The organism is Bremerella cremea, from assembly GCF_039541315.1.
Lineage (GTDB): Bacteria > Planctomycetota > Planctomycetia > Pirellulales > Pirellulaceae > Bremerella > Bremerella cremea.
In genome coordinates, this window is the sequence record NZ_BAABFZ010000002.1 from 114,884 (window position 1) to 133,125 (window position 18,242).

The 18,242-nt window shown below is 54.5% G+C and carries 13 protein-coding genes and 1 tRNA gene; 10 read left to right on the plus strand and 4 right to left on the minus strand.

Translation table 11 applies throughout. The features are described from left to right. Positions 1–18 precede the first annotated feature (18 nt). Positions 19–1,119: a glycosyltransferase family 4 protein gene (locus ABD890_RS01240; protein ID WP_345084772.1), complete on the plus strand. Its 1,101-nt coding sequence runs from the start codon at positions 19–21 to the stop codon at positions 1,117–1,119. A 140-nt stretch (positions 1,120–1,259) separates the two neighbouring features. Continuing rightward, a complete protein-coding gene (locus ABD890_RS01245) occupies positions 1,260–1,601 on the plus strand; it encodes a hypothetical protein (RefSeq protein ID WP_345084775.1) in 342 nt (113 codons plus the stop codon). An 8-nt stretch (positions 1,602–1,609) separates the two neighbouring features. Here the strand turns inward: ABD890_RS01245 and mgtE are convergent, their stop codons facing one another. Then, positions 1,610–2,959: a magnesium transporter gene (mgtE, locus tag ABD890_RS01250; RefSeq protein ID WP_345084777.1), complete on the minus strand. Its 1,350-nt coding sequence runs from the start codon at positions 2,957–2,959 to the stop codon at positions 1,610–1,612. Between the two features lie 314 nt (positions 2,960–3,273). On the opposite strand from mgtE, the gene rnc reads away from it, so the two are divergent. Further along, complete coding sequence (rnc, locus tag ABD890_RS01255; RefSeq protein WP_345084780.1) at positions 3,274–4,017, plus strand: ribonuclease III; 744 nt, start codon at positions 3,274–3,276, stop codon at positions 4,015–4,017. Positions 4,018–4,169: 152 nt separating this feature from the next. Here the strand turns inward: rnc and ABD890_RS01260 are convergent, their stop codons facing one another. After that, a complete protein-coding gene (locus tag ABD890_RS01260) occupies positions 4,170–4,913 on the minus strand; it encodes a hypothetical protein (protein ID WP_345084783.1) in 744 nt (247 codons plus the stop codon). Positions 4,914–5,067: 154 nt separating this feature from the next. Here ABD890_RS01260 and ABD890_RS01265 point away from each other — a divergent pair, with 154 nt between their 5' ends. The 3 genes from ABD890_RS01265 to ABD890_RS01275 all read left to right on the plus strand — a co-directional run bounded on the left by ABD890_RS01265 (position 5,068) and on the right by ABD890_RS01275 (position 7,524). Beyond that, a complete protein-coding gene (locus ABD890_RS01265; protein WP_345084786.1) occupies positions 5,068–5,634 on the plus strand; it encodes a methylated-DNA--[protein]-cysteine S-methyltransferase in 567 nt (188 codons plus the stop codon). Between the two features lie 179 nt (positions 5,635–5,813). Continuing rightward, positions 5,814–5,887: transfer RNA gene (locus ABD890_RS01270), tRNA-Arg, on the plus strand. A gap of 176 nt (positions 5,888–6,063) precedes the next feature. Beyond that, the gene (locus tag ABD890_RS01275) at positions 6,064–7,524 is read left to right on the plus strand and encodes a high affinity choline transporter 1 (protein WP_345084789.1); all 1,461 of its coding nucleotides are present in this window, start codon (positions 6,064–6,066) and stop codon (positions 7,522–7,524) included. Here the strand turns inward: ABD890_RS01275 and ABD890_RS01280 are convergent. Next, positions 7,521–9,419 carry a serine/threonine protein kinase gene (locus tag ABD890_RS01280; protein ID WP_345084791.1) on the minus strand — a complete coding sequence of 633 codons (1,899 nt, stop codon included), beginning with the start codon at positions 9,417–9,419 and terminating at the stop codon, positions 7,521–7,523. The genes ABD890_RS01275 and ABD890_RS01280 overlap by 4 nt on opposite strands. A gap of 77 nt (positions 9,420–9,496) precedes the next feature. Further along, entirely contained in the window at positions 9,497–10,396 is a 900-nt protein-coding gene (locus ABD890_RS01285; RefSeq protein WP_345084794.1) for a sigma-70 family RNA polymerase sigma factor, read from the minus strand. 319 nt (positions 10,397–10,715) lie between these two features. Between ABD890_RS01285 and ABD890_RS01290 the strand changes: the two genes are divergently transcribed. The 4 genes from ABD890_RS01290 (at position 10,716) to ABD890_RS01305 (ending at position 18,240) form a co-directional block, all read left to right on the plus strand. Beyond that, a complete protein-coding gene (locus ABD890_RS01290; RefSeq protein WP_345084797.1) occupies positions 10,716–11,261 on the plus strand; it encodes a hypothetical protein in 546 nt (181 codons plus the stop codon). A gap of 882 nt (positions 11,262–12,143) precedes the next feature. Further along, entirely contained in the window at positions 12,144–13,178 is a 1,035-nt protein-coding gene (locus tag ABD890_RS01295) for a hypothetical protein (protein ID WP_345084800.1), read from the plus strand. Between the two features lie 36 nt (positions 13,179–13,214). Further along, positions 13,215–15,491, plus strand: coding sequence for a GAP1-N2 domain-containing protein (locus ABD890_RS01300; RefSeq protein WP_345084803.1), 2,277 nt, complete (start codon positions 13,215–13,217; stop codon positions 15,489–15,491). A gap of 169 nt (positions 15,492–15,660) precedes the next feature. Next, positions 15,661–18,240, plus strand: coding sequence for a hypothetical protein (locus ABD890_RS01305; RefSeq protein WP_345084806.1), 2,580 nt, complete (start codon positions 15,661–15,663; stop codon positions 18,238–18,240). The last annotated feature ends 2 nt before the right edge of the window (positions 18,241–18,242 follow it).

Here is an 18,242-nt window from a genome sequence, read left to right on the forward strand (position 1 = left end):
CCAGTACCTTTCGTCGCCATGCCTTTGGTCGTCTATCTCTGCGAGTACGGAACGATCTATGGCGGCGAGAACTCGATGCTGGCTGGACTGGAAGAAATAAAACGCCGCGGCTTCGATGTTGCCGTGGCGTGCCCGGGCGAAAGTCTGCTGTCGCGGCAATTGGCCCGGCAACAGGTGCGGCACGTCCCTTTTACCTGGACCGATGCCGAAGGCAAACGTCTGCCGCTGGAAGTGCTGCGCGACCAACTGAACGCGACGATCCCAGCGTGGCAAGCCGATATCGTGCATGCCAACAGTCTTTCGGTCTCGCGCATTCTAGGGCCGTGCCAGCGACCTGATGGTTGCCACTTCGTCGGCCATCTGCGGGACATCATCAAGCTGAATCGCCGCGTCGTCAAAGATATCTCGGCGCTGGACGAGATCTACTGCGTGTCGACCGCGACCCGCGAGCATCACCTGCGACAAGGGCTTCGCGAAGAGAACTCGCGCGTACTGCACAATGGAATCGACCTCCAGCAATTCTCTCCTCCTGCGTCCCGTCCTGACCAGCGGCCACTGCAGTTGGTCTACATCGGGCAGTTGGTGATGCGGAAAGGGATCGACACGCTGCTGGAAAGCGTCCGGCTGGCGGTTGAAGCGGGTGCCGACGTCGCGCTCAATCTGTATGGCGAATGTCATTCCGAAAAGGACGAGGCGCTGCAGTACGTCGCTCAGCAGCGACGTTGGGTTGAAACGGTTGGGATGATTTCGCGGATTCGGTTTCGGGGACGAACGCATCATCCGATCCAGATCTTGCAAGAAGCGAACGTGCTGGTGCACGCGGCTCGACAAGAGCCTTGGGGCCGTGTCTTGATTGAAGGGGCGGCGTGTGGAGTCCCCATCGTAGCGACCGACGTCGGAGGGACCCGCGAGATGTTCCCCAGGGAGGAGGCCATTCTGGTGCCTCCCGACGATCCCCAGGCGATGGCCGAGGCGATCGTCAAGCTATATCACTCGGCGAAACTGCGCGATTTGGTCGGAGCGAAAGCAAGGCAACGGATCGAACAATTCGGCATTTCCGGTTATGCGGATAAACTCGCTGGCCGGTACGAAAAACTCGTACGGGGCCCCGTGAAATGACTCAAGTCTATGGTTGGCTTTTTATTTTGAGCTACGTTTGTGTGACTGGAAAAGATTGAAAAGGCGGGTCTTAGCCAGTCGCTAAAACCACTTTTCACCTTAGCCTTATCGAATCGCCGTTACTCCCATGTAGGTCTGCCATGAGCATGTCTTGCCAGGAACTCGCCGGTCGCATCGAACGCATGCAGCCAAACGCTGAACCTCGCGATGTGGCGCGGCTTTGTTTGTTGTTATCGAACTCGGTCACCGACTTAAAAGATTTGGAAGATGACAAGCTGTTGACTGCCGCCTGGCAGGAGATGGGCTTGCGTCTGCAAGCGGCTACCGATCAGCACGCAGCCATGACCGACGAGCTGGACGAGCTCGCGCATTCCGATCCGCGCAAGTTCTCGCCCGACCAGATCTGGGTGCTGATCCGCGCGATCAAAGTGCAAAGCCAGATTCTGCAGATGTATGTCGGCCACCCGCTGATTGACGTTTAACGTCGCTTCTATCCAACGAGCAGCAACGCGACCTTCAGGTAGATCACAATCCCTAGAAGGTCAATCAGCCCCGCGACAAACGGGTTGCTCATCAAGGCCGGGTCGAGGCCAATCTTCTTAAACATCAGCGGCAGCATCGAACCAATCAAGGTTCCCGCGATCACCACCAGCACCAATGTCGACGGTACGACCAGCGCTGCATATGCGGACGGTGATTTAAACAGGGCCAACACGAGGCCCAATCCTGCCATGATCAATCCCAGGATCAAGCCCATCGCCAGCTCGCGACGCATGATGATCCACCAGTCCCGGACACTGGCTTCTCCCTTGTTGAGCGCCGTAATCACGAGCGTGGCCGATTGATTGCCTGAGTTCCCTCCGGTCGAAATGACAAGCGGGATAAAGATCACCAGCCACGGAATCCGAGCCAAGTCCTCTTCGAATTGTTCCAGGGCAAACGTCGTCATGAACGCCCCCACGAACAGCACTGCCAGCCAGACACCCCGTTTGCGACTGAGGGTCAGCACCGACGTACGCAGATAGGTTTCTTCCAGAGGCTCGACCGCCGCCGCGCGGTACGCGTCTTCGGCCGCTTCTTCCACCACGACGTCGAGAATATCGTCGTGCGTAATAATCCCGACCAGTCGCAACTCTTCGTCGACCACCGGAATGGCCAGAAGGTCGTAGTCGGCCATCTTCCGCAAGACTTCTTCCTGGTCATCCATCACATTGGCGTGGATGACTTCGGTCTCCATGATCTCGCTCAGACGCTTCTGCTTCTTGCTAAGTGCCGAGACAATATCGCGAGTCGATACCACCCCGTGCAGACTGCCATGCTCGTCGACGACGTACAAGTAATAGATCGTCTCGAGGTTCTCGGCCTGATTGGTCAACTCTTGCAGGGCTTCGCGGGCGGTGAGGTTCTCGCTGAGTCGGGCCATTTCGGTGGTCATGATCGCACCGGCGGTTCCTTCGGCATAATTCGAGAGCCGCAGCACGTCGCGACGGTCGTCGACCGAGAAACAGGCCAAAATTTGCTCGGCTGTCTCTTCTTCGACTTCGCCCAGAAGGTCGACCTGGTCGTCGGCGGACATCGTGGCGACCACCGGAGCGACCGATTCGGGAGGCCGAGACTCGAGCATCTCGGCTTGCCGGTGGTAGTCAAAATAGGAAAGGATTTCCCCCTGCAAGTTCAGATCGGCATGATCCAGGACGCTCCACGCTTCTTCAGGCGTCAAGCCTTCCATAAACTCGGCGGTGCGAGCGGGATGGAGAGCGGTGCAAAACTCGCGGAGGCCAGCGGCATCGTTCTCGACCAGCATCTCGCGCAGTTCGGGCAGGTAGAGCGTGTTAATCATAGGTGTCCTTGGAACAATTGACCGAAAGTGCCACGCTTTCGTCGATATCAGGTACTATCTTACTGAACTGCCCATCGGATGGGAGGGATGCCAAGTGAGGCATCTGACAGAGGTTGCCCCGTTTTGGGGTGCCATTTCCTGCCTGGTAAGGACTATAGTGGAAAGGCGATTGACTTTCCCGCCCCCTGAAAGTAGTTTCTACATATCAATACTTACAAATAGTTGGGTATTTCCTTCGTTTTGCTGGACTCTTTTCATGCGATCCCAACGAAACGAAGAAAATATCGAACGCCAGAAAATGGATCCGTTCGATCATGCTACGAGGCCAAGACTCGCCGGCTACCGGTGAAGATCAGCTCTCCGAGTGCGAACTTAAACTCGGATACACCTTTCAAAATCGAGACCTTCTGCAGTCCGCGTTGACGCATGCTTCGGGTGCGAATCATCGCCTGGGAAGCAATGAACGGCTCGAATTCCTCGGCGATGCCATTCTCGGCAAGTTCGTCTGCGAAGCGCTCTTTCTGCGGTTTCCGAATTACCTGGAAGGCGATCTGACGCGAATTAAGTCGATTGTCGTCAGTCGCAGCACGTGTGCCCGGCTCAGCAAAGCGATGGGTCTCGAACCGTTTTTAATTCTGGGCAAAGGGATGGCCTCGACCCAGTCGGTCCCCAAGTCGCTGCTGGCGGACGTCTTCGAGGCGATTATCGCCGCGATTTACCTGGATGGTGGCGACGAAAAGGTCAACCAGTTTCTGGCGGTCGCCCTGGAAGAAGAAATCGAGCAGGCCTCGGCGGGCGAAGTGGGCAGCAACTACAAGTCGATGCTGCAGCAATACGCCCAGCGCGAATTCGGTACGACGCCCAACTATGAACTGGTCGCCGAAAAGGGACCAGACCATAGCAAGTTCTTCAATGTCGCTGTGATCTTGCAGGGAACCCGCTATGCTTCGGCATGGGGTGCCAACAAGAAGGAAGCGGAGCAGCGAGCTGCGAAGAACGCGCTCCACGAAATCCAAGGGGGTGAGCCTCCCTATCCAGAGCAGTCCGATCTGGAATAGGTTCAGGCAACTTTCTGCCAATCTTAACGTGCTGCACCCGCGCGAAACGTCCAGCAACATTCATCGACGGGACGTTGCCATAATCACCGATCGGCCTGGCCGAGAAGATTCGCGAGATCTGTCCTGTCGAACCCGGACATTGGCGGGCGACGTTACCGAATGGTAATCGCCTGCTTGAGCGGCTCTAAAATGTTGCCGATCACATGCTGTTCGAGCAATCCAACCGCTTGATCGTGCAAGCGCTGAAACGCCGTGACGTAGTTCTCCCCTTCATCGAGACTGCCAAAGCGACGTACCGTCAGGTAGACGCTCAACTGCTCTTCCGGAAACTCTCCGGTCCGCACATGGTAGGCCGAGGTACGCGTTTCGATGCTTAAGCGGAACTGCGTGCGACAGTCGTCGTCTAAGGTCGACTGGATGGCTGGCTCGAATCCGATAAGACGGTTCTCGTTCCCCTGCACCAGCCGTTCAAAAGCCGGCGGCAGGCCAAGGGCCTCGGCAACCAATTGGTTGTGGTTGCCGCTGTAGGTAAAATCGAAGCCATACATCGCATTGAGCGATTCGCAGTCGAGCGGACTGATCGACAGCGTGTAGGGAACCTGGTCGAGGACAAACGAGTGCTGCTCGACCGCTTCTTCAAACGACGCTGGATTGACTTGTCCCGATAAGATTCGTTTCGGTTCGACCGAAGTCCAACGGTAGCTTCCCCCATCCTTGTCTTCTTCCAGCACGAACTCGTTTTTATCGCGCGCGTAGAAGTTACGCATTTTAGGGTAGCGTTTGCGGACCTGCTCGAAGAAATGAAGAACTGTATCTCGCCCGCTCGGTAAATCCATCTCCGTGTTGAGATTCATGTTGATGTAAAAGTCGTCGGTCAACGAGCGGATATCAACCATTCAAAGCCTCCTTGTGCTTTTTTTGGCGTGGCAGTCCATCGGCCGGCAGGAGTGGCACGGACCATCTTCAAGTATAGAATGCCCGTCACAAAAGTGTCAAAGGTGCGGTGCAAGGTGAAGGACTACGCCCATGTCGGACGAATTCAGGGGCATAATGACAGAAGACAGCGAGCTGGTCATTTCGGTTCGGCTGCAAACAAGTTTAGGACCCGCTGAGATTCAGTGGCGTGACGATCTCGTGGTTCGCTTCCTCTGGCTCCCCAAACGTACCAAGGCGAAGCAACAAGGTGCCTCTAAACGCCCCTCAGTTAAATTGACATCTGCCCAGCAGGAATTGGCTCAGGACCTAATCGACTATGCGGTTGGAACGCAGATCGACTTCTCGCAGGTTCCGGTCGATTTAAGCGCCGGGACCGACTTTCAGCGGCGGATTTGGAAAGCTTGCCAGAAAATCCCTTACGGCGAGGTTGTCACGTATGGCGAACTTGCCCGGTTGGCGGGTCGGGCCGGAGCTGCCCGAGCGGTGGGAACCGCGATGTCGAAGAACCGCATTCCGCTGATTATCCCCTGCCATCGTGTGGTGGCGGCCTGCAATCAGATCGGCGGCTTCACCAGTGCTGAGGGGGTTTCGCAAAAGAAACGTCTGCTCGACTTAGAGGCGGGAGACCGCTGCAATCTGAAGGTCCCTTCCTCCGCGTATCGGCGAAAAATGCGGAAGTAATTTCTGAGACACATGTTACGAATCCCCTGGAAATAACAGTGCCAGGCTCAAAAATTTTGCAAACATGAACCCAGGATCGCCGGGGGCGTCTTTACGACAAGCGGAGGCCTCCCTATAATCTGGGATCTCAGTTGGGAACAAAGCCCTGTTAAGGGAAATCTCCCCGCGAGAAACACGCTGTGGGCGTAGCTCAATTGGATAGAGCATCGGTCTACGAAACCGAAGGTTGCAGGTTCGATCCCTGCCGCCCACACTGAATAAAAGGCCGCCAGTTCTAATGAACTGGCGGCTTTTTTTGTGCGCGATCACAACGTGACCTGGCCACTCTGCTATCGATGAAGCGGCGTGGCCTTCGCTAAAATCGTGCGTCGACTTCGATCCATCAGAAAGTCGGTTTTCGTTTGGCATGAGGCTGAGGGCTGTCCGTAAATGCAAATCGATCCGTCGCTGCAATGGCTGCTGGCCATCACATTGGTTGTTTACCTGGTGGCGATGTATGCGATCGGTTGGTATGCCCAACGTCAGGTGCACGACGCGGAAGACTTTTTGGTCGCCGGCCGTAAGTTGCCGCTCTCGTTGGCTTGGATGACTTTGCTGGCAACCTGGTTTGGCGCCGGGACCATGCTGACGGCTGCCGACGAAGTTAGAAGCGATGGCCTGAGTGCCGCGGCGCTCGATCCCTTTGGAGCCGGATTTTGTTTGCTGATCGCCGGGCTGTTTGTGGCTGGGCCGATGTGGCGGATGAAACTTCTCACCGTGCCAGACTTCTTTCGCCGCAAGTTCGGATCGAAGGCGGAATTGTTGTCGTCGTTGATTCTCGTGCCCAGCTACTTCGGCTGGATTGCCGCGCAGTTTACGGCCTTGGCGGAAGTGCTGAATCTGTTCTTTGGGATTCCCTTTGGCTGGGGCCTGGTGATCGTGGCGATCATCGGAACGGGCTACACGCTGATGGGCGGCATGTGGTCGGTGACGCTGACCGACGCTGTCCAAATCTCGCTCGTGCTGAGCGGACTGCTGGTTTTGGGAGTTGTCGTGCTATGGGAACTGGGCAATGGGAACGCATGGGCTGGCCTGACCCGGGTTCAACAAGAGTCGGACCCAGAGATGCTCACGATCATCCCGACCGAATCGTTTGCTACTTTGATCGGCTGGATCGGAGTGTTTGCGATTGGTGCGCTCGGCAATCTGCCGGGGCAAGACTTGATGCAGCGTGTGTTCGCCGCGAAATCGGAACGCACGGCGAAATGGGCCTGCCTGATCGCCGGCGTGATGTATCTTCTGTTCGGCGCGATTCCGCTGCTGCTGGCCCTGGCCGGAAATCTTCTGTTTCCTGAAGATATGAACACCAAGATTCTGCCGGCACTCGCACATGCCTTCTTGCATCCGGTGGTTGCCGTTATTTTTCTGTTGGCACTTCTTTCGGCGATTCTCTCGACAATCGACAGCGCGATCCTTTCGCCTGCAAGTGTGCTGGCTCAGAACGTCTTTCCGCGAATTGGCAAGATCGATACGCTGACCAGCAACCGTGTTGCCGTACTGTTGGTGGCGATCTGTAGCCTCGTGCTCGCCTTCTTTGGCGAGAGTGCCTACGCGCTGCTCGAAGAGGCTTACCTGCTGACAATGGTTGGGCTGTTTGTGCCGATGATGATCGGTCTTTATTCCAAACCGGCCAGCGGCCGCGCTGCGAATATCAGCATGCTGGTGGGGACTGGCATCTGGGCGATTCATTTTGTCATGAACTGGGAGACCTTCTTACCCACAGTTGGTTGGCTCGAGACGCTGCAGCTTCCGTTGTCGCTGATGGCGACCGCATGCGCGGCGCTGGCCTACTTTTGTTTGCAGTGGCCCTGGCGAATTGAATGGACTCGCGATAGTGAACCGGAAGCTTAACGCGATTCGTCACGGGGAATCATGCGGCCGGTAACGACATGCCACTCGCCTACCTTGCCAAATTCAGAGCGGAATTCGGTGCGGTCTTCATTCAACTCAAAGAGTACGGCAGTCTCAGGTTTATAGACAGGATCCCAGAACTGAACGTGGAATGAGCGATCGTCCAGAATCCAGTAGTTCCAATTCCAGCGATCGTGGAACTTGCCGTTGGGGCGGAAGCGGGCAATGTCGCCTGGCGGATACAAGCTATCCCGGTAACGCCAATCGTGAGCTACGAGGTGCTTACGAAGATTCTCTTTCTTTTCTTCAAGCGTCAATTCCTTCGGAGGTTCAGGCTCGGAAGGCATCTGCGGGGCTTCAACGACCGGCGGTGTGTCGTCCGTCGAAAGCTGTTCCGGGACTGGTTCTGGTTTTAAGCGGATCGTGAACTGTCGCTGATTGTCGGCGCCAATATCAACCTCCTGGCTCCAGACCGAAACGCCGTCTTTCTCGATCTTCAGCTGATGCTTGCCTCTTCTGGCAGTGATCTTTAATTTCTCCAGACCATCTTCGCTGACGCCAATCTTGGTCGCTTTGACTGGGCGATCATCGATGGTGATCTTCACGAACGGCGAGTCGGTTTGCAGGATCACTTCGCCCGCCTTGGTCTGAATACTGAGGATGGCTCCGCTGGCAACGAGTAGTGCCACAATTACCATCGCCAAGGCTACGAGGGTGGAAACACGATTCCGTGGTGGAATCTGCGGCCCGGCTTTCGGCGAGGGAACGGTATGCGGAGGAGTTGGAATTTCCCGCCAATTCTTGAGAGCCTTTTGCAACTCGACTGCTGAGGCGAAACGATCTGCCGGAGACTTGGCTAATAGCCTGGCAACTAAATCACTCAAGCGAACCGGAATCTCCGGGCAGACTTCATGCAGCGGTCGCGGGATCTCCGATTGATGCGCATCCAAGACAGCATCAAAGTTCGTATGTCCGGTTTCCGCTGCGAAGGGAGGATGACCGGCGAGCAGTCGATAGAAAGTACAACCGAGACTATAAAGGTCCGAGCGGGCATCGGCCGACTTCAAGCTGAGGGCTTGTTCCGGCGCCAGATATCCTGGTGTCCCACACTTTCCCACGAAGGTTACCGTGTTCTCTCCTAACTCGTCGAGCGGTGTGAGCTTCGCCATGCCGAAATCGAGGAGACGAACGACACCGTCGTAACCCAGCATCAAATTCGCCGGTTTGATGTCGCGATGCACGACCCCTTGCTGAGCGGCATAGATCAATGCTTCGACGCCCTGGTCGATCCAATGACAGGCCACCTCAACCGAAACCTTGCCTCCCAGGCGTCGGGTAATTTGTTCGAGGTTCTCGCCCAGAATCAATTGCATCGGTAGCAAGACAAAGCTTCCGACACGCACCGGAGATTGCATTCGCACAACGTTTGGGTGCGTGGGCAATTGGGTGAGGCGTGCCTCGCGACAGACCCGGTCGATCGTGCCGACAGCGACATCCGCTGGAGCCCGGACGACCTTCACCGCTTCCAACGAACGGCTCGAAACGTTTTGACAAAGATAGACCTCGCCACTTCCTCCCCGACCAAGCTGCCCGAGCCAGTTCCAGTTGCCACACTCCAGCACACTCAAAGGCAACTCTGAGACGTCGTTTGATTGGGTGACTTCGGTTGCATCGCAATTCGTCGAAGGAGTTGTATCCTTCAAGAATTGCTCGAGGAGTCCTACTTCAGGGAGTTGATCGAAGTGGTAGTTGCAAGATGCACATTGATTGAGGTGCCCTTCAATAATTTCCAGCGTTGCTACATCGCTGATGTCATCTTGCTTATAAGCACTTAATATCGCGCGTTGCAAACAAGGTGTGATCGGAGCACTGGGTATCGTTTCAGAAATATTCATACCCGAGAGAACGTTGCCGGAATATCGGCGTGACACAAATTGGGGCAGCGATTCATGAATTGGCGGAGGAAGCGAAGTTAGAGTTCGCCCCAGTCGCGAAGCAACTGTTTGATAACTGGAGAGATACGCTTTTTGATCTGCCGAATATTGGCGGCGTTGACTTGCAGCTCGGCTTCGATTTCGGCGGTCGATCTGCCGTCGATGAGGCGATCGTAAACCTCGCTATGTTTGGGATTAAAGCCATCCCGCAGCTTTCCCCATGCTATTTGCAACACCGACATTTGGTATTCGTGGTCCCATTGCTGACTTTGAGCACTTTCGTCAATCAGCAACTCCTGAACTTCTCGGTAGGCGGCTTCGTGTCGTTCGCGACGATGGGTCGAACGAAGTGTGTCGATGATTACCCCCGCCGCAATCAAACGCATGTAACGACGGAACGAACCAAACCGCTCGCGACGGAAGTCGCCGATCGCAAGGAACAACTTGATGTTCACCTGCTGGACGAGGTCCTCGACGCCAATATCCCCTGCCCTGCCCTCAGGAAAAAGCCGCGAGATCTGACGCGTAAGTAACGGCGTGAACAGGACCGAATACTTCTCCCAGGCCGAATTGTCCTGAGCTGCCATGCCTGAAAGCATCCGCAAATCGGTCCCTTCCATCAGCAGCGAATATTCCTGCCAGATCTCCCACCAGATGCTTCGCTCGGCATCGGGCAATGCGTCTAGCATATCGATCGTAACGTCCTTCAAGGCATCGAGATCCCGGAACTCTTCGTCACTCGTTGTCGACTGTTTCAAGCGATCTTTAACCGTTCGCCAAGCCTGGCCCTCTTTGGCCGGCAATGCGGCTAGTAGATCGACCGTGAGACACGAACAGCCTTGCCTCAACAGTTTCTGAAACGAATTCCCGGTGCCGGTCTCTTCACAAGCGGAAGCAATCGGCAAGGAATCGGACAAGAGGCCAGTTCGAACATTCATCAGACAGCCCTGTTCACGGTGACTCTGCGCTCAGGATCTCGATACGTAAGCTCTGGAAATGCGAGGCTTTCGAGAACTTCTGATTCAGGCAGGCAAGTTTTTTTGAGTGGGCTTTGTCACATCCGATAGGTGACCGGCGATCTGTAATGAAACAGGAACGCACGACGACTCACAAAAACCATAAGGAGCCCCATCGATCCCAGCCGGATCGCCCGGCTGGCGAGAAACGAGCAGTTCTCTAGCAAGATAGCCGCCTTCTACCGAGCTTTCAATCAAACGGCTGTCAAAAGTTTCCTACGAATTACCAAGAGGCCAACTTATGAAGATTCCTTACCAGAAGATTACTATGCCGCTGACCTTGATGGTCATTCTTAGCGCAGCATCGTTATGCGAGGCTCAAGATGTCTTGGCGGTCGGCAAGGCCCGTCAATTCCTCGACTCCACTTCGACCGCCAAGTATGTCATGGGGATCGTGCACATGGGGGCGGAACTTCGGCAGTACGAATGTGTCGGAAGTGTTGGTGTGGTCGACTCTTCCGGCGCTAAGATCCCTGGCGAATTCGCCCTGGTATATGACTACGTCTGGATGGCCAACGGCCGCGGCGACACCCGGCTTCTGTTCCTTTGCGACCGCAACGGCAATATCGAAGATGTGCAGGTCAGAAGCTCGACCGGTGTCTTGCAGGCACCTTACCTGGTATCCAACGGAACAATCCAGGTCGTCGGCCAGGTCTTGCTCGAGGCCTTCCGAAAAGAAATGTCGCCTCAAGAGCAACGGGAAGTGGAATCGTTGGTCCGCAACGCCGACTCGGAAGGCTTGCTTGAAATGGGCCTAGGTTTCCGCCAGGCCATGGGCATCCGGTAGCCAAACAACCATCGACCAGCACGAGGGCTCAGGCCGAAGAGCACTCACTGCCCCAACCCCACGGAAGCCAGCCAAGTAGGAACGGACGCCACCACCCAAGGAAGGATGACCAACCCTACTAGCCGTGCCTGAGAAGAGGAAGGCACGGCACGGCTAGAACATCGCTGATTCTCGATAGTCGTGATATACGCAGCCTAAAAACGTGGAGGCTAACGGACAGACAGTTATTAGACATGGTAATTACATGCGTACCAGTGCAAATTAAGGGCGGTGGTAACGATGATCGGAAGGACTCCTTCTCATGCAAGTTTGACTGGCGTCCATTCCCAACTTAGTCGTGCAGAGTGGACGGGGAAAAGAAATAGTAGAGCGACCAGGGAATACGCAAATCGTGTTACAGACAGTGGTTAGCAGAAATGTAAAGATGCGCAAACATGAAGAACAGAAGAATATTGCTTTAAGATTCGGATTTTTGTCAAGTCGGCGCAAGGGAATGGATAGCGGGGCAAAATTCGGCTTATACAATCCACCACATATTAGCCAAGGCGTATGTGACTTCCGCAGTACATAACCTGAAAAGTACATGAGGGTGTAAAAGGTATGGCAGGGCTGTTTCTATCAAATCATGTGCGTCTCGGGTCTCTCCGTCAGAAGGCAATATGTCCGAATTGCTGGCACGAATTCGCTCCGGAACGTGTTCATTTCGTAGCAACTGATCCACGTATTGAACCGGATCCGTTTCTTCCGGCCTACGCCTCCGGACGGCAAGAGGCGATGCGTTTCGTTCCCGAACGATTTAATTTCGGTGGAAATGCTATTGATCCCCATGGATCAACTTGCACGAAAGTCGCTTGTCCCCAATGTCGACTCACAATTCCGCAGATGTCTCTTGAGTTGCCGACGATGGTGCTGAGTGTACTCGGGGCCAAGTCGAGCGGTAAGTCCGTGTTCCTCGCTTCGATGGTTCATACTATGCGACAACGCGCTGGCGCGTTGGGGGTTGGGTTCTTCGACGCAGACTTGGCCTTGAATGAATCATTGTTGCTGGATGAGCAGAAGTTGTTCTCCGACATGGGTGCGGAAGAGTATCGACGATTCAGCTCGGTTGTGCAGCAAACGCAGGTCGAAGATGGCGAAACCTGGCGTCAAACCAAGGTCAACGGGACGCTCCGCAGATATCTGCCTCCCTACACATTTCGTCTCGCTCCGACCGATCTGCATGTACACAAGAATGAACGGAACATGGAGTTTTTGCTTTGCTTGTATGACAACGCTGGCGAGCATTTCGACTATCGAACAAGCCAGGAAAACAAGTACATGACTGGGCATCTGGCTCGCTCGAAAGGGATCATGTTCACGTTCGACCCTACCCAAGACAGGCGTTTTCGGCGTTTGATGAAGAACGCCCCGACGGCAGCCACGGCGAGTTCCCGACAAGATACTTTCCTGTCGGAAGCTGCGAGTCGTATTCGTGAGCATTCGTCTCGTCCACTCGGTGCTCGCGATCCGATTCCACAGACTTTGGTCGTCGTGCTAACAAAGTTCGATATGTGGATGGACACAATTAAAGATCGATTGCCCAAGTCACTGTTTCAGCAAGTGACCAATGCCGCGGCGAAAGTCGATTTCGAGTGTATTCTGCAGGAACACCTAGTCCAGGTATCTGATGTCTGCAAACAGCTTCTGCGGGATTGCAAATGCAACGAAATCGTCGATACCGCCGAGGCAATTAGTCGTGACGTCGTGTTTTGTCCAGTCGCTGCGGTGGGAACTGACGTCAAGCTAAATGAAGACGGAGTTCAGGAATTCCGCGTTGGAGATGGTACGCCGGTCTGGGCTGAGGTTCCGATGGTCGTTCTCTTGAATCAAGCGCATCCCAAACTATTTCCTACCTGTTCTCGGAAAAATTCAAAATAGCCCCACCCAGCGGAGTCGTTCCCTTTGATTCATGAAATGATCTATACATCTGCGCCAGAAACCTTTGAAGCCCCAGGGCTCGGTATCGTCGCGATGACACGTGAACTACCTAAGCCACTTACATTGGCAATGCGGAAGCTCAGTCGTTTTGACTTCTTCCGCGATACCCCCAGCGATTCCGCTTTCGCCGTCTGCTCGCATATCACCGAAGAGGCAGAAGGAACAAGGTGGCACGTTCTCACGCGAACCTGCAGCGCGGGACTCGATTACACGGCCCGAAACAACTTCGTTTCGCATCACATCGCAATTCCCGACGAGATGTTTGGGGGTGAAGTCACGGTTTTCGATATTCTAAATTCGCGTGCCCTTTTCGAGACAACCTGGTCTGGGGCTCCCCGGTTTCTGGAACAACGCAAGCTGAGTTTGATCAAACGGTGTCGCCCCTTCCCGTGGCAAAAGACAACTTCTGGCCAGGCTGGCCTGCAGGCGCTAATGACATGGACGCAGCAATCAGAACGCCCCGTGTTTGTCATGGGGAGTAATCCCGACATGGTCCTTGGAGCTTTTGCTGATGCAGCTTCTCGGCTTTCCAGGGAAAAGGCTAACAGTCTCACCTTCGTTTCACCTCTTGGGGCCGATCTTCGGGGTATCACCTTCGATTGGATCGGCTTGGTAGAAGGTGTTGGGATTGCACGACAGGCCACGAATGTGCCTACGCAGCGATTGCTTGACTTGAATCGTCCGGCGCCCGCTGTCGCAGAAATCGGGTTCGTGGTGAAGAAAAATCGGGCTCCGATCAGTTTTGAACCGCCATCCGATGCGAAGAAGGCAGCGCTGGCAGAGGACGACGAAGATGACTTCTTCAAGACATTCGCTAAGCCTGCGATCAATCGACAAAGGAGTCAAAGTCGAACGGCACCATCCAATGAAGCACCGATTCCGCCACCTCCGAAAACCCCAAGCCGATCAATGGCTGGCATCGTCACTTTTTTCTGCATCGGGGTTGGGCTTTTGTTAGGGGTGATCGGCACACTTGTATGGATGAGTGATCCGGTGGCTGACGCAGTAGCATTCGAAGAGAAGCCAGCGATGATCACGCTACCGAACTCGATCCCGGATAAGTCTGTGGAACCGGCGAGGCCATCCGTCAAAGAGCCAAGGAGTGAAAAGCACCAAGAAAGCAAATTATTGCCAAAGCTCGATATCCAGCCAGATGAAACGCCGCGCGATCCTATGCCGAAAGCGGAGCTCCCTGATCTGACTCCTAAAACGGCGGAAGTTCCGGTGTCTGATCAACTGATCTGCCTGGATGCAGGCCGGATGGAGCGTTGGGGAAAGACAGATCCTGAAATTGTTTACGAATGCGCTCTGTTGCCCGGTTCGACGAAGCGTCTCCGACAGCTAGGTGTCGACGGGCAGGTCCACGAGCGGAAGTTTAATGGGAAACGACCAACTTCACAGATCTATCTCGAAGACGTTCTCGTTGCCGAAGTAGCCTTGGAGGATGATCGCCGCGTCATCGTCAAACCTGAGCCTGGCCTTGGAGAACTGGCATTGCTTCGCCTGAGCTCCGTGGACATCGTCCTCACGTCGCTTGAAGGAGAAACGTCGCAGCATATTCGGATACTGTTCAATGACCCGTTTCCTGCGATCCGTAGCTACGACAACCCCGATTCCGAGTCCCTCGGACAACGATGGAGAAGTCCGATGGCTCGCGCGATGTTCGACGACGCATTTCCGGAGCCAGCAAAGGGAGAAGCAAAGCCTGTTCCATCGAAGAAAAACCCCGGCAAAAGTAGAAAGCAAGAATCTGACTCGGAACCGGAAAAACACAACGACGTAGGGGACGAAAGCGATCAGTCTCCCGCCGAGCAAAGTGAATCGACGGATCTGAAAAGAAAGCCCAAGGCAGCCTATTCGCTCAAGATTGAAAGCTACAAAATTCCGTTCGTCGCAGGGCAACCTTTTCATGGATCGGTGCCAGATGCAATCCCCTTGTTCGGTCGCGCCAGTGAAATTCCCTTCCGTTGGGAACCTCCGTTCCAAATTAACGCCGGTGTTGTTGTCCTCCATAACCAGTCAGGAGGTGATCAACCTATGGCTGTCGCCCTGCTAAGCCATGTTACCCAGAAGCCAACTGCAGAGCAGATGGCAATGGCAACTCTACTCCGCTATTGCACCCTAGAAGGCGAGTTCCGGCGCCATGCGTCAAACACAGTGGATGTTTTTCCAATTCTGATTTTTGGCGATTCGCCAGCAAGAATATTGCAACCCGTTCCTGCCAATCCGGAGTCGAATAATGCACCAGGCTGATCACTCCCATCCCACGCGATTCTTCGAGGACTACCGAGCTGCACGGACAAGACTACACCGTTGTGCCGAGCTTCGTAAGGCAGGCTATTATGAAAACGCGGTGGCACTAGCGATGCAGTTCCCAGAACTGCTACCAGAGTGTGCTCGCCTGGTCTCATTGGCACCTAGCATGCTCGAAAAATTGACGGAAGAGACTCGTCAGCAATTCCAAGCGGAGTTGATTGAAGATGCTTACGTGGAAGCATTGCAAGACGCATTCGATGTTGCTGGACGATTGACGCCACTCAACGATCAACTTCGGCGATTGGTACTGATCCGGGCCCTTGCTCCATCCAAGTTGCAAGTAATGCGTCGTATCCTGGCAATCGAGCCATCGCATCCATTCATGGAGGCAGACATCCGTGCAACTGAACAGGCCTGGTTTCGCGAGATTCCTGAATACGTCAGCCAGTTCTCCCGAGATCGTAATGAAGCCGCCATTCGCGAGCTTGCCGATGATCTGGTGAACAGCAACTACTTGGAACCGGTACTGCCATCACTGATCGCTCTGCTTCAGAAGGCAATCAGAAATCTGCTACACAAGCAACTCCCGGTGTTGGAAGCAAAAGTTCTTCACTGCATTGATGCAAAAGACTTCCCCGGAGTTGTCGCTGCCTTCGGCGAACTGGATCAACTGCTGTTTGAGATCAGTCATCCTTCCGAGGACGTAAGTCCGCGCGTCGCCGAGGCTCGGCGATGGATGAAAGAACGCCAACGAGAGATCGACTACGAACAAGAGAAGACTGAAAGCCGAGAAAGGCTTTCCCGGATGATTCAGGATCAGAAATGTCAGCAGGCCGATCTTGAGATCGCGCATGCGAAGGCGGCGGCGATGAGGATGGTGGACGAGCACCTGGAACAGCAGTACCGGGCACGACTCATGTCGTCGAGTCGTAGTCGACAGGGAAACTATTTTGCCATCGCCGTATCGGTGCTGCTGTTGATAACGATGGTCCCCACGGTCATCTACTTCCTGGGACAACATTGGGCCCATGAAGCAGCATTAGAAGGTGCGATCGCCAAAGTGAAGAGTGGTCCCTTGGCCGAGGAAGATTACGCCGAGGCTTTGGCGGAGATCGACTCGCTGCCTGAGGAATTGCGACACACGACCGAAATGGTCGCATTTCGGGAGTCGGTAATCCAGGACCGCAATCGCCATGAAGCCTTTCAGAAATTGCTTGCAGATATCGAAGCCGCAGACAAGGCGATCTTTGCGGAATCAGACATCGACCTCCTGATTGCGGCTGCCGAAGAGAAGCGACTAATCGCCGCCGAACACCGTGACCGGGTGGATGCCGCCAAGGTCGCAAGGCTCGACCGTAATCGGATGAGCATCGACCTTGAAAAGGCGAAGCTCATCGGTTGGTCTGAAGAATTGTCCGACCGCGTCGCTCAGGTCGCCACGCAACTGCACCCAGGTGAAGACCAAATGGTGATCGAGAAACAATTCGAGGCGCTGCGGCAAGATGCCAATGTCGTGCTGTCTAAATCAGAAGATCTGAAACGGATGCTCGGTACGGAAGCAGACGAGATTCTGGAACGGGCCGAAACCGAGATTGATTTGGTTTGGTCGAAGTTCGAGGCAATTGCCAGGTACTGGAAGTTTGTGGAGTCGCTAGATGCCAGCGTATCAAGTGATGAGTTGAATCGGCTTTTGGAAGAGTATCAGCATTTTCATCCCGAGATTCAGAATCTTGATGAAAATCTAAAGCAGGTCTATCTGAGTGTTGCCATCGTCACGAATGACCTGGCCGTCAACCGGGAACCCCCTGCCGAACACGCGCAGAACTTTCAGACAATTCCGCAGTTCAGAGATGGCTACCGCTTCTGTCGCGAAGAATTGCAACATGCGGCGGCACGAACGAACTTCACCAGGCTGTTAGGCCAGTGGCAAGCGAAAGGGCAGTACATTGTCGACGTATGGATGTATCGTGACCCGGAAGGTATCGAAAATCATCACTATTTTGATGATGAGCCAGCTCCTGGAAAGGTCGGGCCAGCCCCTCTGAATGGTGCGGACGTGCCGTCCTCTCGATTTGCGATACCAAAGGGCGTGCTGACATTTAAGGCACCTCAATCGCTGTTCGCAGACGAGGCCATTCCCAAGCTAGAAGCAGTTGAACCCGCAACTTGGCATCAAACCTATGGGGAAGTCTACGAACAGCTTCGTGCCGGTGAGAGGGAGAGTAAGATCGATCCGATTTGCCGTCTGTTGATGTTGCACCAGCTTATCCAAGCAGGACGATTTGGCAGTGGCTCTCTGAACGAATTCTTCGGCGCAAGCAAGGAGGTCCAGGCATGCGAGGCGAAGGTAAATGAATGGTACAAAACCAGTATCCCTCGATGGATTTTGAATGATAGCTGGAGTGGGAACGGTCAATTTAAACAGTTCCGAAAACAAGCAAGTGAAATTGTTGCGGCCCTCCCACCCATCAACTGGCAAACCCATCAGGCAGCCGATGAAGCTCGATTTCAAGAGGTAAGTCACGTCTTCCGTATCACAGAAATCTGTACGCAGTGCAAAGGGAAGTTTGCGCCCCTTCCCTTTGAACCGGTTCAAGAGGTCGAAGGTTCGAGGCATTTTGTATTGAATCCAACCGATCCCTCCCAAGCCATTGACCTGGCCGATTCGGGAAATGCGGCTCGACACGAATTGGAATACCTACCGGTGATTACCGTGCTGCCACACCTGTCGTTGAAGGGTAATTAACG